Source organism: Streptomyces sp. Z423-1 (assembly GCF_013009255.1).
In the GTDB taxonomy this organism is placed as follows: Bacteria; Actinomycetota; Actinomycetes; order Streptomycetales; family Streptomycetaceae; genus Streptomyces; species Streptomyces gossypiisoli.
Genome location: NZ_CP053109.1, coordinates 2,425,811 through 2,440,772 on the forward strand (window position 1 = coordinate 2,425,811; position 14,962 = coordinate 2,440,772).

At 71.0% G+C, this 14,962-nt stretch carries 10 protein-coding genes; 2 read left to right on the forward strand and 8 right to left on the reverse strand.

What is annotated here, in order from left to right; translation table 11 throughout:
- Positions 1-57: 57 nt before the first annotated feature.
- The 7 genes from ftsH to HJD23_RS10920 all read right to left on the reverse strand — a co-directional run bounded on the left by ftsH (position 58) and on the right by HJD23_RS10920 (position 11,367).
- Entirely contained in the window at positions 58-1,998 is a 1,941-nt protein-coding gene (gene ftsH, locus HJD23_RS10890; protein ID WP_171114431.1) for an ATP-dependent zinc metalloprotease FtsH, read from the reverse strand.
- 184 nt (positions 1,999-2,182) lie between these two features.
- A complete protein-coding gene (locus tag HJD23_RS10895; protein WP_171114430.1) occupies positions 2,183-3,766 on the reverse strand; it encodes an IS1182 family transposase in 1,584 nt (527 codons plus the stop codon).
- 63 nt (positions 3,767-3,829) lie between these two features.
- A complete protein-coding gene (gene ffh, locus HJD23_RS10900) occupies positions 3,830-5,380 on the reverse strand; it encodes a signal recognition particle protein (RefSeq protein WP_171114429.1) in 1,551 nt (516 codons plus the stop codon).
- Between the two features lie 82 nt (positions 5,381-5,462).
- Positions 5,463-7,907 carry a [protein-PII] uridylyltransferase gene (locus HJD23_RS10905; RefSeq protein ID WP_171114428.1) on the reverse strand — a complete coding sequence of 815 codons (2,445 nt, stop codon included), beginning with the start codon at positions 7,905-7,907 and terminating at the stop codon, positions 5,463-5,465.
- Positions 7,908-7,932: 25 nt separating this feature from the next.
- Positions 7,933-8,271 carry a P-II family nitrogen regulator gene (locus tag HJD23_RS10910; RefSeq protein WP_003997576.1) on the reverse strand — a complete coding sequence of 113 codons (339 nt, stop codon included), beginning with the start codon at positions 8,269-8,271 and terminating at the stop codon, positions 7,933-7,935.
- Entirely contained in the window at positions 8,268-9,548 is a 1,281-nt protein-coding gene (locus HJD23_RS10915) for an ammonium transporter (RefSeq protein ID WP_171114427.1), read from the reverse strand. The genes HJD23_RS10910 and HJD23_RS10915 overlap by 4 nt, the downstream gene beginning before the upstream one ends.
- Positions 9,549-9,891: 343 nt before the next feature.
- The gene (locus HJD23_RS10920) at positions 9,892-11,367 is read right to left on the reverse strand and encodes a hypothetical protein (protein ID WP_171114426.1); all 1,476 of its coding nucleotides are present in this window, start codon (positions 11,365-11,367) and stop codon (positions 9,892-9,894) included.
- Positions 11,368-11,813: 446 nt separating this feature from the next.
- On the opposite strand from HJD23_RS10920, the gene HJD23_RS10925 reads away from it, so the two are divergent.
- Entirely contained in the window at positions 11,814-12,476 is a 663-nt protein-coding gene (locus tag HJD23_RS10925; protein ID WP_171134013.1) for a bifunctional DNA primase/polymerase, read from the forward strand.
- Between the two features lie 137 nt (positions 12,477-12,613).
- Here the strand turns inward: HJD23_RS10925 and ftsY are convergent, their stop codons facing one another.
- Positions 12,614-13,822, reverse strand: coding sequence for a signal recognition particle-docking protein FtsY (gene ftsY, locus HJD23_RS10930; protein ID WP_171114424.1), 1,209 nt, complete (start codon positions 13,820-13,822; stop codon positions 12,614-12,616).
- A 157-nt stretch (positions 13,823-13,979) separates the two neighbouring features.
- On the opposite strand from ftsY, the gene HJD23_RS10935 reads away from it, so the two are divergent.
- Entirely contained in the window at positions 13,980-14,951 is a 972-nt protein-coding gene (locus HJD23_RS10935; protein WP_171114423.1) for an LLM class flavin-dependent oxidoreductase, read from the forward strand.
- Positions 14,952-14,962 lie beyond the last annotated feature (11 nt).

A 14,962-nucleotide genomic window follows, 5' to 3' on the forward strand; every position in this document is an offset into this window, starting at 1 on the left:
GAAAAGCGGAGGGTGCGTGAGGCGCCCCGGGCAGCGGCCCTCGGGCCAGGGGCCGCCCTACCCCTCCGCATCCGCCTTGGCCAGCCGCGTGATCCCCGCGATCCGGTACGCGTCCGCCTCCTCCAGCGTCTCCCGCTCCAGCAACGCCTGAGCCAGCGCGTCCAGTTGGCCGCGGTGGTCGCGCAGCTTGCGGCAGGCCTCCTCGTAGCACTCGTCGACGATCCGCCGCATCTCGCCGTCGATCACGTCCAGCGTCTGCGGCGCCGCCGCCAGCCCGTACGCCTGCTGCGCGTCGTCGGGCAGCGCCGACAACCGGCCCACCTGCCGGCTCATGCCCCAGCGGGCGACCATGCCGCGCACGATCTTGGTGACCTGCTCCAGATCGTTCTCCGAGCCGGTCGTGACGACCCCGTAGACGACGTGCTCCGCCGCCATCCCGCCCAGCGCGCCGATGATCCGGCCGCGCAGGTACTCCTCGGTGTACGCGTACTTGTCCGATTCCGGCGTCGACAGCGTCACCCCCAACGCCCTCCCGCGGGGCACGATGGTGATCTTGCGGACAGGGTCGGCGCCCGGCTGCAGCATGCCCAGCAGGGCGTGCCCGCTCTCGTGGTAGGCGGTGCGCCGGCGTTCTTCCTCGGGCATCACCAGCGCGCGCTCGGCACCCAGCTGTACCTTCTCCAGCGCCTCCGAGAGGTCGGACTGCGTCACCGTCTCCTGCCCCCGCTTGACGGCGAGCAGGGCGGCCTCGTTGGCGAGGTTGGCCAGCTCGGCGCCGGTCATCCCCGGGGTCGTACGGGCGACCTGGGCGAGGTCGACGTCCGGGCCGAGCGGGATCTCCCGGGTGTGGATCCTCAGGATCGCCTCGCGGCCGCCACGGTCCGGCGGCGCGACGTGGACGACCCGGTCGAACCGGCCGGGGCGGGTCAGGGCCGGATCCAGGACGTCCGCGCGGTTGGTCGCGGCGATCACGATCACGCCCTCCGAGCCGGAGAAGCCGTCCATTTCGGTCAGGATCTGGTTCAGGGTCTGCTCGCGCTCGTCGTGCCCGCCCACACCGGCGCCGCCGCCACGTGCCCGGCCGATGGTGTCGATCTCGTCGATGAAGATGATCGACGGGGCCACCTTCCGCGCCTCCGCGAACAGTTCCCGCACACGGGATGCGCCCACGCCGACGATCATCTCGATGAACTCCGACGCGGACGCCGAGAAGAACGGCACCCCCGCCTCCCCCGCCACCGCCCGCGCGAGCAGTGTCTTGCCGGTGCCGGGCGGACCGGCGAGCAGCACACCGCGCGGCATCTTGGCGCCCATCCGCCGATAGGCGTCCGGGTTCTTCAGGAAGTCGACGACGTCGTTGAGCTCGCCCTCCACCTCGTCGATGCCCGCCACGTCCGCGAACGTCGTCCGCTTCTGCCCCGGCTCCAGCTCGACCGGCCTGGGCGGCGGCTTGCGCCCGAACATGCCGCCCGCCCCGCCCAGCCCCGCCCTCACCCGCCGCGCAATGAAGAGCCACAGCACGACGAGCAGCAGCAGCGGCGCCAGCGAGATCAGCAGGTTGGTCAGAAAGCCGCGCTGCTGGACGACCGGCTCCGCGGTGACCGTGACGTTGTGCCGGGTCAGTTCCTCCCAGAGCTGGTCGTCCGCGAAGGCCGGCCGCTGTGTCTTGAACCGGGTGTAGGTGCCCTCGCCCTCGGGGTTGTCCTGGGCCTTCTTCAGCTGGCCCTGGATCGCGTCGCCCTTGGCGTAGATCTTGCTGACGTTGCCGTCGTCGACCTGCCTGCTGAATGCCGTGTACGAGATGGTCGGCTCCTCCTCGTCGAGGAACGACAGCACGAGGTTGGCGAGCAGGAACACGACCAGCGCGGCGACGACGAGGCCCCACCAGCCGCCGCGCATCCGCCGCCCGCCGGGCGCGGACTTCGGCGGCTCCTCCGGGGCGCCCTCGGTGCGCCAGGGCAGGTCCGGCGACTTGCGTGGCGGCGCGGGGTTGGTCATATCGGGACGTTACGCCACACCGGCGCCGCAAGCATGTGCGGATACGGCGCCGGGGGTGCCCCCGCGGAGAGGGGCGCCCCCGGCGCCGTAACGGGAAGTGCCAGCCCGTCTAGCCCAGCGTCTAGAAGGCTGCTGAAAATCTTGTCGAGGGCTGTCCGGCCGTGGGCGGGGCGGCCCTTCTTGCTTATGCGGTGGCCGGGGTGAGGTGCCAGTTGCCGTTGGCCCGGGTGAGTCCGTGGTTGATCAGTCGGCGGAGGTTGAGGGCGGCAGCGCGGTGGTGGAGCCAGATGTTGTTGGCGATGACGCCGCGGTGCGGGACTCGCCGGTTGCCCTTGGCGACCAGCCAGGCGATGGCGCGTTCGACCGGGGGCCGCCATCTGCGGTATTCGTCCTGCCAGATGGGGTCGGCGGCCTCTCGGCGGGCTGCGGTGAGCAGTTCGTGCTGGGGGTGGACGTTGAGGGTGCGCCCGGTCTTGGAGGTGGTGCAGCGTCCGCGCAGGGGACAGCCGGCGCAGAGTCGCTTGAACTGGGCGGTGCGGGCGCCGTCCGCTTTGACCTGGCCGAGGTTGGCGGTGTGTCCGGCCGGGCAGGTCGCGGTGCCGGCTGCCGAGTCGATGCGGAAGTCGTCGATGGTGAAGCCGCCGGGGATGGCCTGCCGCAGCGGCGGCGGCTTGATCACCGGGGTGTGGCCCGCGGCCTGCAGGTGTGCGCGCAGGTGGCCGGTGCCGTAGGCGGAGTCGCCGAGCACGGTTAACTCCTGGCCCTCGTCCTCGTCGGCCAGCAGATCGCAGGCGACAGCGGCCTCGTGGCTGTCGGGGCCATAGCCGCCGGTGACAGCGACGGCGGTGAACAGCCCGCTCTCCGGCTCGAAGGACGCATGCCCTTTGAAACCGTCCTGGTGGCGGGTGCGGTTCTTGTGGATGTGGCGTGCGTCTGTATCGACGGTGGACACGGTCCGGTCCGCGACCGTGCGCTGGGCGATGCGCCAACGGCCGTCGCGTCCGTCGGAGTCCTCGGCCGGTTCCACGTCCTGGCCCGCGACCAGAGCCAGCAGGCCCACCGCGTTCGCCGCCTTCTCGCCCAGTTCCTGTTCGGGCAGGTGCGCCAGCAGGTTGATCGCGTCGGTGACCAGCGCGTCGACCAGCGTGGCGCGGGCGGCCTCGTCGTCCCAGGCGATCCTCGGTTTGCCCGGGTCGGTGTAGTCGTGCGCCGTGCACCACTGCTGCGCGGTCTCCTTCGCGCCGGGGACCTCGCGGATCACCCGGCGGATGGCGGAGATGATCTGGGTGACGGTGTCCTGGGTGGCCACCGCGTCATCGAGGACGGTGGAGTCCAGTGCTCGCCGTTGCCTGCCCTTGAGTACGCCGGTCGCGGCCACGACCTCTTTGACCTTGGTGAAGATCCGCGTTGGATCGGCCGAGTGACGCAAACGGCGCCGGAAATACGTCAACAGCGACGGATCGAAAGCGGTGTCGTACAGACCGAGCCCGCAGGCGGCCTTCCACCGCAGATCACACCGCAACTCCTGGACTGTCTCGAAGTCCGACAGCCCGTGCAGGCTCTGCAGCACCACGGTCGCGGCCAGGACCTGCGGCGGCAGACTCGGACGGCCGTTGGACGACGGATACATGTCCGCGAACATCCCCGGCGGGAACAGCACCTCGCGATGCTCGGCCAGGAACGCGAACACACTGCCTGCCGGGATCAACTCCCGGCAGGTCTCCCACACATCCGGCCCGACCATCTCCCCGGCCCATTCGCCCTGCATGCCCACAAGACTGGCCCCGACTCAACCGAACCGGGGCCAGAACCCGAGATTTTCAGCAGCCTTCTAGCCCATGAACTTCTTGAACTCGTCCGGCAGCTCGAAGTCCTTGCCGCCCTGCTGCGGCAGCCCGAAGGCGCCTCCGCCCTGAGCGGCGGCCGCGCGGCGGGCGGCCTCCTCCTGCTCCTGCTGCTTGCGCTTCATCGGGTTGCCGGAGCGCTGCTTGCCCTTGGCCTTCTTCTGCTGCTTCTTCGTACGGCCGGGACCGCCACCCATGCCCGGCATCCCCGGCATACCGGGCATGCCACCGCCCTGGGCCATGCGGGACATCATCTTGCGGGCCTCGAAGAACCGCTCGACCAGGTTCTTGACCGCGCTGACCTCGACACCGGAACCGCGCGCGATACGGGCGCGCCGCGAGCCGTTGATGATCGTCGGCTCCTGGCGCTCGGCCGGGGTCATCGACTTGATGATCGCGGCGGTGCGGTCGACGTCCCGCTCGTCGAGGTTGTTGATCTGGTCCTTGATCTGGCCCATGCCGGGCAGCATGCCGAGCAGCTTGGAGATGGAGCCCATCTTCCTGACCTGCTCCATCTGGGCCAGGAAGTCGTCGAGGGTGAAGTCCTGGCCCTTCTTGGAGGCCAGCTTCTCGGCCATCTTCTGGGCTTCGGCCTGGTCGAAGGTCTTCTCCGCCTGCTCGATCAGGGTGAGCAGGTCACCCATGTCGAGGATGCGGGAGGCCATCCGGTCCGGGTGGAAGGCGTCGAAGTCGTCGAGCTTCTCGCCGTTCGACGCGAACATGATCGGCTTGCCGGTGATCTGGCGGATCGACAGGGCCGCACCACCGCGGGCGTCACCGTCGAGCTTGGAGAGCACCACGCCGTCGAAGCCGACGCCGTCGCGGAAGGCCTCGGCGGTGTTGACCGCGTCCTGACCGATCATCGCGTCGACGACGAACAGGATCTCGTCCGGCGAGACCGCGTCCCGGATGTCCGCGGCCTGCTGCATCATCTCCTGGTCGATGCCGAGACGGCCGGCGGTGTCCACGATCACGATGTCGTGGACCTTGGACTTCGCGAAGTCGATGGAGTCCTTGGCGACCTTGACCGGGTCACCGACGCCGTTGCCCGGCTCCGGCGCGAAGACCGCGACCCCGGCTCGCTCGGCGACGACGCTCAGCTGGTTGACCGCGTTCGGGCGCTGGAGGTCGGCGGCGACCAGCAGCGGGGAGTGCCCCTGCTCCTGGAGCCACTTGCCGAGCTTGCCCGCGAGGGTGGTCTTACCGGCACCCTGCAGACCCGCCAGCATGATCACGGTCGGGGGCTGCTTGGCGAAGCGCAGCCGCCGGGTCTCGCCACCGAGGATCGTTACGAGCTCGTCGTTGACGATCTTCAGCACCTGCTGGGCCGGATTCAGCGCGCGAGAGACCTCGGCACCGAGGGCCCGCTCCTTGACGTTCTTGATGAAGCCCCGGACGACCGGCAGCGCCACGTCCGCTTCGAGGAGCGCGATCCGGATCTCGCGCGCGGTGGCGTCGATGTCCGCTTCGGAGAGCCGTCCCTTGCCACGCAGGTTCTTGAAAGTCGCTGAGAGGCGATCGGAGAGAGTATCGAACACGGCGCTCGCGGTCCTCAGGGTCGGTGGCTGACGGATGAATCGCCCTCCAGGGTATCCCGGCTCCACTGGAGCGGGTCACGGGTCAGCCGCGCAATGTCTCCTCCAGCTTCCGCGCCACCGCCGCCGTCTCCGCGCCCGGCAGGGGCGCGCCCTCCGGCCCTGTGACATAGAACGCGTCGACGGCGTTCGCGCCCAGCGTTGACACATGCGCGCTACGCACCCGCACCCCGGCGTCCTCCAGCGCGCGCCCGATCCGGAACAGCAGCCCCGGTGCGTCCTGTGCGCGCACCTCGATCACCGTGGCCAGCCGGGAGGCGGCCGGGTGGACCGACACCCTCGGCGGCGGCGCCACCACACCCCGGCGGCGCGGGTACGCGGCGTCCCGCTCGGCGAGGCGGCTCGCGATGTCCAGGGTGCCGTCCAGGGCACGGACGAGATCGGCGCGGAGCCGGGCGGCCTGGGGCAGGGAGCCGTACTCGGCGGCGACCCGCCAGTCGAGCAGCAGTACCGAGCCGTCGACGCCGTCCGGCAGCTGAAGGGCCCGCAGCTCGGCCGTGCGGACGGTCAGGCGGTGCATGGCGAGGACACCGGACACGGCGGGCAGCACACCGGGCTGGTCCGGTACGGCGATCAGCAGTTCGACGCCGAGCGGCTCGGGCTCACCGGACGGCTCCTCGGTGGGCACCTCGGTCTGCGCCCGCAGCGCCAGCACCGGGCTGCCCGTCGCGATCGCCTCGATGGCGAGCCGCTCCTGCTCGGCGGTGGGCGCGGCGGACTCGGGGTCCTCCAGCTCGTCCCCGGACAGCACCGCCGAGACCCGTTTCACCAGGTCGGCGACGAGCGAACCCCGCCAGGACGACCAGGCGGCCGGCCCGGTGGCCAGCGCGTCGGCCTCGGTGAGGGCGTGCAGCAGCTCCAGCGTGCCCTGCGAACCGACCGCCTCGGCGACCGAGCGCACGGTGGCGGGGTCCTCCAGGTCACGCCGGGTGGCCGTCTCCACCAACAGCAGATGGTGGCGTACGAGGGTGGCGAGCACCGCCACGTCGTCGCGGTCGAAGCCGATCCGGCTCGCCACGTCGCGCGCGATGATCTCGCCCGCCACCGAGTGGTCGCCGGGCCAGCCCTTGCCGATGTCGTGCAGCAGCGCGGCGACCAGGAGCAGGTCGGGGCGGCTGACCCGGCGGGTGAACTCGGAGGCGCGGACGGCCGTCTCGATGAGGTGCCGGTCGACGGTCCAGATGTGCACGGCGTTGCGCTGCGGGCGGCAGCGCACCCGCTCCCAGTCGGGGATGAGCCGGGTGATCAGGCCCTCGGCCTCCAGGGCCTCCCAGACCTCGACGGTCGGGCGGCCGGAGCCCAGCAGCGTCACCAGCTGTTCGCGCGCCTCGGCGGGCCACGGCGTCGGCAAGGGGCGCACACCGGCAGCCATGCGCCGTACGGCGTGCAGGGAGAGCGGCAGTCCGGCCTGCGCGGCGGCGGCCGCGGCGCGCAACGGGAGCACGGGGTCGCGATCGGGGCGCGCGGCACGGGCGAGCACCACCTCGCCGTCCTGCTCGACCACGCCTTCGGCCAGAGGTGACCTTTCTGCGGTCGGCTTCCCGCCGCCCAGCATGGAACGCAGCCGCGGCCGCACGGAGCGCGACCGCAGCACGCGGCCCACTTCCCGCCAGGTGACATCGCTGGCGTACGAAATGACCCGCGCCGCCTCGTACACCTGCCGCAGCAGCGTGTCGGCGTCGAGCAGGCCCAGCTCGGCGGCGACCTGGTCCTGTTCCTGCAGGGCGAGCCGGTCGGTGGCGCGCCCGGTGGCGAGGTGCAGGGCGTCGCGGACGTCGAGCAGCCTGCGGCGGGCGTCGTCGAGGCCCTCGCGCGGGGCGTCGGCCAGCCAGGAGGCGGCGACGGCGCGCAGGGCCGTGGCGTCGCGGAGGCCGCCGCGGGCCTCCTTGAGGTCCGGCTCCAGGAGGTACTGCAGCTCGCCCTGACGTTCGGCGCGTTCCGCGCACAGCTCCTGGAGTTCGGGGAGACGTTTCGGCGCCTGGTTGCGCCAGTCGGCGAGGACCGCCGTACGCAGTCCCGCCGTCAGGCCGAGGTCGCCCGCGATGTGGCGGGCGTCCAGCAGCCCGAGCTGGACCTTCAGATCCTCCCCGGCCGTCTTGCGGGCCTCGGCCGGGGTGCGCACGGAGTGGTCGAGGGCGAGCCCCAGGTCCCAGACGGGGTACCAGATGCGGTCGGCGAGGGCGGCGATCGCGGCGGAGTCGCCCCCGTCGTGCAGCAGCAGGAGGTCCAGATCACTCCGCGGGGACAGCTCACCGCGGCCGTAGCCGCCGACGGCGACGAGGGATACCCCGCGCAGCCCGGCGGCCCCCGCGGTGAACAGCCCCGCCAGCCAGTCGTCGGTCAGCTCGGCCAGTGCTGCACGGCGCGGCGGCCCGGACCGCGCCCCCTCCGTGAGGAGGCGCAGCCGGGCCGCCGCGTAGCCGCTGGGTCCCGAGTCCTCTGCTTCCGCCGTTACGTCCGTACTCGTCACCCAGCGACTCCTGTTCTTCTGTCGGTCAGAGCGCGTCCGGGCCGCGCTCGCCGGTGCGGACCCGGACGGCGGTCTCGACCGGAAGGGACCAGACCTTGCCGTCACCGATCTTGCCGGTGCGGGCCGCCTTCACGATGACGTCGATCAACTGCTCGGCGTCGTCGTCCTCGGCCAGCACCTCGATACGGATCTTGGGGACCAGGTCGACGGTGTACTCGGCACCGCGGTAGACCTCGGTGTGGCCCCGCTGACGACCGTAGCCGCTCGCCTCGGTGACCGTCAGTCCGTGCACTCCGAACGCCTGGAGGGCTTCCTTGATCTCGTCGAGCCGGTGGGGCTTGACGACGGCGGTGATGAGTTTCATGCCTCAACCTTCTTGGATGCTGCGGCGGTGCTGGTCTGGGCGGGTGCGGACGTGGAGATGTGCGAAGCCGCCGTGGAGCTGAAGTCGTATGCAGTCTCGGCGTGGAACGCTTGGTCGATACCGCTGACCTCGTCGTCCTCGGATGCCCGGAAGCCGATGGTCTTCTGGATCGCGAAGGCGAGGATGTAGGTCACGACGAAGGTGTAACCCATGACCGAGAAGGCACCGATGGCCTGGGACACGAACTGGTCCAGGCCGCCGGTCCCGCCGGTGGCGAGGAAGCCGACCATCAGCGTGCCGATGACACCGCCGACCAGGTGGACACCGACGACGTCGAGGGAGTCGTCGTAGCCCAGTTTGTACTTCAGGCTGACCGCCCAGGAGCAGACCACACCGGCGACGACACCGATGAGCATGGCGCCCCAGACGTTGACGTTGCCGCCGGACGGAGTGATCGCGACGAGACCCGCGACCGCGCCGGAGCAGGCGCCGAGGGTGGTGAACGCACCGTGGCGGATGCGCTCGTAGATGAGCCAGCCGAGGACGGCCGCTCCGGTGGCGACCTGGGTGTTCATGGCCATGTTGGCGGTGGTGGCGTCGACGCCGAGCTCGGAGCCGGCGTTGAAGCCGAACCAGCCGAACCACAGCAGGGCGGTGCCGAGCAAGACCAGCGGCATGTTGTGCGGCCGCATCGGGTCCTTCTTGAAGCCGACCCGCTTGCCGACCACGAGTACCACGGCGAGCGCCGCGATACCGGCGTTGATGTGGACCGCGGTGCCACCCGCGAAGTCGATCACGGCCGGGTCGAGGTTGGCCAGCCAGCCACCGCCCCACACCCAGTGGGCGACCGGGAAGTATACGGCGGTCACCCAGAGCGCGATGAACACCATCCAGGAGCCGAACTTCACGCGGTCCGCGAGCGCACCGCTGATCAGTGCCGCGGTGATCACGGCGAACAGCATCTGGAACAGCGCGAAGGCGAGGACGGAGATCTGGTTCCCGGTGAAGCTCTCCATCGTCGACTCGACGGTGATGCCCTTCATGCCCAGGAAGTCGAGGTTCCCGATGAACCCGCCGGCGTCACCGCCGAAGGCCAGGGTGTAGCCGAAGGCCACCCAGAGCACGGTCACGATGCCCAGCGAGATGAAGGACATCATGAGCATGTTCAGCACGCTCTTCGCCCGCACCATGCCGCCGTAGAAGAGGGCCAGGCCAGGCGTCATCAGCATGACGAGCGCCGCGCTGATCAGTACGAATCCGGTATCTGTGCCGTTCAATGCCGGTGTCTCCTCATCGTTGGTACGGCCCCGTGCGGGCGAAGCCTGAGCGGTTTTGAGGGGGGATGAGCCCGCCGATGAGCCACGAGATTGGCGCAGCGGGGTTTCCGTCGTGGCCCCTCGATGTTTCCCGGCCGTGACGAAGAGGCGTGTCGTGTTACACCTCGATGAACTGCCTGATGTTCCGCAGTCCGATCGTTATCGTGGCGCAACCTTCCGTGGATGCTTCCGCAGGGGAGACAGACCGGCCGCGGACGGCCTTCCGATGACCTGGCATGGGGGAGCCGAGTCGGGCAGTTCGGGAGGGCCGGCCGCGGCCGGGGTCAGGGGTTCGGCGCTGTGCTCAGACCGCCTCGGCGGTCTCCGGCAGCTCGGCGGCGAGCTTGTCGGTAAGGTCCACGACGTCGGCGACGTCGCCGAAGTCACGGGCGGCGGTGTCGACGGTCTTTCGAATACGAGTGTTGACGCGCTCGGAACGGACCTTCTTGGCGACCGTCATGGCCCGGTCGGCGAACACGGCGCTCTGCTCGGGCTCGCGCTGGAGCAGATGCACGGTGGCCATGCCGATGAGGTTGAGCGCGTACGACCGCTGGTGCTCGGTGTCCTGCGCGAACAGCTCCACGGCCCGGCGCATCAGCGGCTCGGCCATGGAGGCGTAGGAGGGGCTGCGGCCGGCGACGTAGGCGAGGTCGCGGAAGGAGTGGCTGTTCTCGGCGTACAGCTCGGCCTCGGAGAAGAAGCGGATCCAGTCGGGGTCCGGCTCGTCCCAGTCGTCGGCGTCGGTGAAGGTGTCCTCGGCCAGCCGCACGGCCCGTTTGCACTTGCCGGGCTGGCCCATGTTGGCGTACGCCCGGGCCTCCATCGCATACAGCATCGACTGGGTGCGCGGGCTCGCGCAGTCCCGGCTGCCGTACTGCGCGAGGTGGATCAGCTCCAGGGCGTCCTCGGGCCGCCCGAGGTGGATCATCTGGCGGCTCATGCTGGACAGGATGTACGAGCCGAGCGGCTTGTCGCCGGCCTCCTTGGCGGCGTGCAGGGCGAGCACGAAGTACTTCTGCGCGGTGGGCTGGAGCCCCACGTCGTACGACATCCAGCCGGCCAGCTCGGCCAGCTCGGCGGCGACCTTGAACAGCTTGCGGGTGGTGGCCTCGGGCTGGGGCTCCTGGAGCAGGTCGGTCACCTCGTGCAGCTGGCCGACGACCGCCTTGCGGCGCAGGCCGCCGCCGCACTGGGCGTCCCACTGGCGGAACATCACCGTGGTGGACTCCAGCAGGTCCAGCTCCGGCTTGGAGAGCCGTCCCCGCGCGCGGGTGGACGGCACCGACGCGGGCTCGGGCCGGGGGGCGGGCGGCGCGGGGACCAGCCAGCGCTGCATGGGCTCGATCAGGGCCGGGCCGGCGGACAGGGCCAGCGAGGTGCCGAGGAAGCCGCGGCGGGCCAGCATCAGGTCGCTGCGCGAGAACTCGCCGAGCAGGGCGACCGTCTGCGGGGCCGTCCAGGGCAGGTCGACGCCGGTGGTGGAGGGCGACTGGCGGGCGGTGCGCAGGCCGAGGTCCTCGATGGAGACGACGCAGCCGAACCGCTCGGAGAACAGCTCCGACAGGATCCTTGGGATCGGCTCGCGCGGGTTCTCGCCGTCCAGCCAGCGGCGTACCCGGGAGGTGTCGGTGGAGATGTGGTTGGCACCCAACTGGCGTGCTCTGCGGTTCACTTGACGCGCCAGCTCGCCCTTCGACCAGCCGCTGCGCACGAACCACGAGCCCAACAGCTCATTCGGGCGCTTCTCAGCGTTCATCCCGCCTCCGCCGTTGCCGCCCACTGGAACGCCCCCATCCCTCAGATCGCCTGTCACCAAGTGCGCCAAGCCTTATCAGAATGCCTGTCAATGCAGCCCCCGTCCGGCGGTTCTCAGCCTTCGAACGAGGAACCGGCTTGCCTCCGGCATACCCGGCAGTGCATGTGCCCCGACTGCCGTGCACACACGGTAATCCTACGATCACCCGCCCGGCCACGGCGATCCCGGAAACGCCACCATTCGCCACCCCTTCGAATGAACTACCGGTCGCCTCCGCACGATTCACTTGACATAGGACGGACGGAAGTGGGCGGACGGGTGCACGCCGGGGCGCGAACACCTGGGCGCACCACCCGGGTTTGCTTCCGGAAGCCGTCTGGACCGCGCGCCAGCCGGGAAGTCGGAATACGGAGAGTAACGTTCTGATTCCGTCTCGTAACCACCGGTGCGCCGGACCCGTTGGAGGGGGCATGGGCTTCACGATCGGCAGTAGTCGGGGCATCCGCGACATCCGGTCCGGCTCGCGCCGCCGCGGCCGCTCGTCGGAGTGCACCGCCGTGGCCGAGTACACCGGACTGTGGGGCTGGGCCGTCGTCCCGGGCGCCCGGGCCGCCGCGGGTGTCTGTTCCTGCGGGCACCCCGAGTGCCCGGCGCCGGGCGCGCATCCGCTGGACTTCGCGCCGGAGGTACCGGCCGGGGCGACGCTGGACGAGGTGACCACGTATTGGGCGGAGTTCCCGGGCGCGGCGCTGATGCTGCCGGTCGGGCGGGCGTTCGACGTGATCGAGGTGGCCGAGCCCGCCGGACGGCGGGCCCTGGTCCGGCTGGAGCGCATGGGCCTGCCCCTCGGCCCCGTCACCGCCACCCCCGACGGCCGCGCCCACTTCCTCGTCGCCCCCGGCTCCGCGTACGAGCTGCCCGCGCTGCTGTACCGGATGGGCTGGGACGACCCGCACCTCGACCTGCGCGGGCTCGGCCCCGGTACGCACATCACGGCCCCGCCCTCCGACCGCGCCGGCCTCGGCCCGGTGCGCTGGCTGCGCCCACCGGACCTGGACTCGGCACGGAAACCGCCGGCGGCGCGGCTGCTGCTGGGGACGCTGGCCTACGTGGCGCACCGGTCGCGGGCGTAGCCGCACGCGACACCGGGTGCGCATCCCTGCGCATCCGTACATGGCGCGCCTCCCTTCACGTCCGCACACAGCGAAGCGCCCGCCTCCGATGACATCTCGGGGCGGGCGCTTCCTGGTGTACGGATGGCCGTGGGTGTTCACTCTCCGATAAGCGCATCCACGAACGCCTCCGGCTCGAACGGCGCCAGATCGTCCGCGCCCTCGCCGAGCCCGACCAGCTTGACCGGGACGCCGAGCGCGCGCTGCACGGCGACGACGATGCCGCCCTTGGCCGTGCCGTCCAGCTTGGTGAGGACGATGCCGGTGATGTCGACGACCTCCGCGAAGACGCGGGCCTGGACGAGGCCGTTCTGACCGGTGGTGGCGTCGAGGACGAGCAGCACCTCGTCCAGCGGGGCGTGCTTCTCGACGACGCGCTTGACCTTGCCGAGCTCGTCCATGAGCCCGGTCTTGGTGTGCAGCCGCCCGGCGGTGTCGATGAGCACCACGTCGGCGCCCATCTCCTTGCCCTCCTTGACGGCGTCGAAGGCGACGGAGGCGGGGTCGCCGGCCTCCGGCCCGCGCACGGTGTACGCGCCGACCCGCTCGCCCCAGGTCTGGAGCTGGTCGGCGGCGGCGGCCCGGAAGGTGTCGGCGGCACCGAGGACGACGCTGCGGCCGTCGGCCACCAGGACACGGGCGAGCTTGCCGGTGGTGGTGGTCTTTCCGGTGCCGTTGACGCCGACGACCATCACGATGCCGGGCTTGCTGGTCTCGGGCTCGGTCTTCACGGTGCGGTCGAAGTCGGTGCCGACGAGCGTGAGCAGCTCCTCGCGCAGCAGGCCGCGCAGCTCCTGGGGGGTGCGGGTGCCGAGCACCTTCACCCGCTCGCGCAACCGTTCGACCAGCTCCTGGGTGGGCTGCACACCGACGTCGGCGGTGAGTAGGGTGTCCTCGATCTCCTCCCAGGTCTCCTCGTCGAGGTGCTCGCGCGAGAGCAGCGTGAGCAGCCCCTTGCCGAGGGCGTTCTGTGAGCGGGACAGACGGGCGCGGAGGCGGACGAGCCGCCCCGCGGTGGGCTCCGGGACCTCGATCTCGGTCGGCGGAAGCTCGACGACGGGCGGCTCCTCGACGGCGACCGGGGCCGAGCCGTCCGGGAGGTCCACCTCCTCGATCGTGCGGCGCGTTTCCTCCCGCGGCGTCTCGGCCTCGTCGCCGACATGCGGCTCGGCCGGAGGGGCGGTGATGTCGGGCGTGGTGGGCGGCGGCGGAGGCAGCGGCTTCCTGCGCCGGCTGCCGACGACGAGCCCGCCGATCGCGCCGAGCACGACCACGGCGATGACTACAGCAAGGATGACGATTTCCATAACTCGTCCAGTATCAGCCATGGACCTCGGGCGGACCCAGTTTGTACGTTCGCACAAGTGACCCGTGACCCTGTGGCGGCACCTCTGGCCACCTGACACACCGTCAGCTACCGTCCCCCAGCACCGGAAGCCCACCCGCCCGGCGAAGGGGACCCCCATGCCCGTCTCGGTCGTCCGTTTCAATCTCGTCGAACCCGGCGCCACCCCCGCCTCCCTGCACGCCCGCTACCGGACGGCCCTGGAGATGGCCGCGTACGCCGACGACCGGGGGATCGCCACCGTGCAGACGGAGGAGCACCACGGCGCGCCGAACAACTGGCTGCCGTCGCCGTTCGCGTTCGCGGGAGCGGTGCTCGGGGCCACCCGCCGCCTCGCGGTCACCGTGTCGGCGGTCATCGGGCCGCTGCACGACCCGCTGCGGCTGGCCGAGGACATCGCCGTACTGGATCTGCTGAGCGGCGGACGGCTGGTGACGGTCGCCGGAATCGGTTACCGGCCCGAGGAGTACGCCCTGTTCGACGTGGAGTGGAAGCGGCGAGGGCGCTTGCAGGACGAGCTCCTCGAGACGCTCCTCAAGGCGTGGACCGGCGAGGAGTTCGAGTACCGGGGCCGTACGGTACGGGTCACCCCGCGCCCGTACACCGACCCGCACCCCCTCCTCCTGGTCGGCGGCTCCTCCAGGGCCGCCGCCCGCCGGGCCGCCCGTCTGGGGCTGCCCTTCTTCCCCAGCGCGCACCTGCCCGAGCTGGAGGCCTACTACAAGGAACGCCTGGTCGAGTACGGCACCGAGGGCTGGACCATGATGCCCGCCGCCGAGACCCCGCTGCTGCACCTCGCCGAGGACCCGGACCGGACGTGGGCGCAGTACGGCGGGCACTTCCTGCACGAGGCGCGCACGTACGCGTCCTGGCAGTCGGCGGACATCCGCTCGGCCGTGCGGTCGGGGGCCACGACGGTGGACGAGTTGCGCGCCGAGGGCGTCTACCGGGTGCTCACGCCGGACGAGTGTGTGGCGCAGGGGCTCGACAGCCTCGTCCTGCATCCGCTGGTGGGCGGGATGCCGCTGGAGGAGGGCTGGCGCAGTCTGCACCTGTTCTGCGAGAACGTGCTGCCCCGGCTCAGTGGCTGAGCCGGGGCGGC

Bases quoted from the DNA above. Each gene is read 5' to 3' on its own strand.
- HJD23_RS10910 (WP_003997576.1), bottom strand. From the start codon at position 8,271: ATGAAACTCATCACCGCCGTCGTCAAGCCCCACCGGCTCGACGAGATC.
- ftsY (WP_171114424.1), bottom strand. From the start codon at position 13,822: ATGGAAATCGTCATCCTTGCTGTAGTCATCGCCGTGGTCGTGCTCGGC.
- HJD23_RS10895 (WP_171114430.1), bottom strand. From the start codon at position 3,766: ATGCAGGGCGAATGGGCCGGGGAGATGGTCGGGCCGGATGTGTGGGAG.
- HJD23_RS10925 (WP_171134013.1), top strand. From the start codon at position 11,814: ATGGGCTTCACGATCGGCAGTAGTCGGGGCATCCGCGACATCCGGTCC.
- HJD23_RS10935 (WP_171114423.1), top strand. From the start codon at position 13,980: ATGCCCGTCTCGGTCGTCCGTTTCAATCTCGTCGAACCCGGCGCCACC.
- ftsH (WP_171114431.1), bottom strand. From the start codon at position 1,998: ATGACCAACCCCGCGCCGCCACGCAAGTCGCCGGACCTGCCCTGGCGC.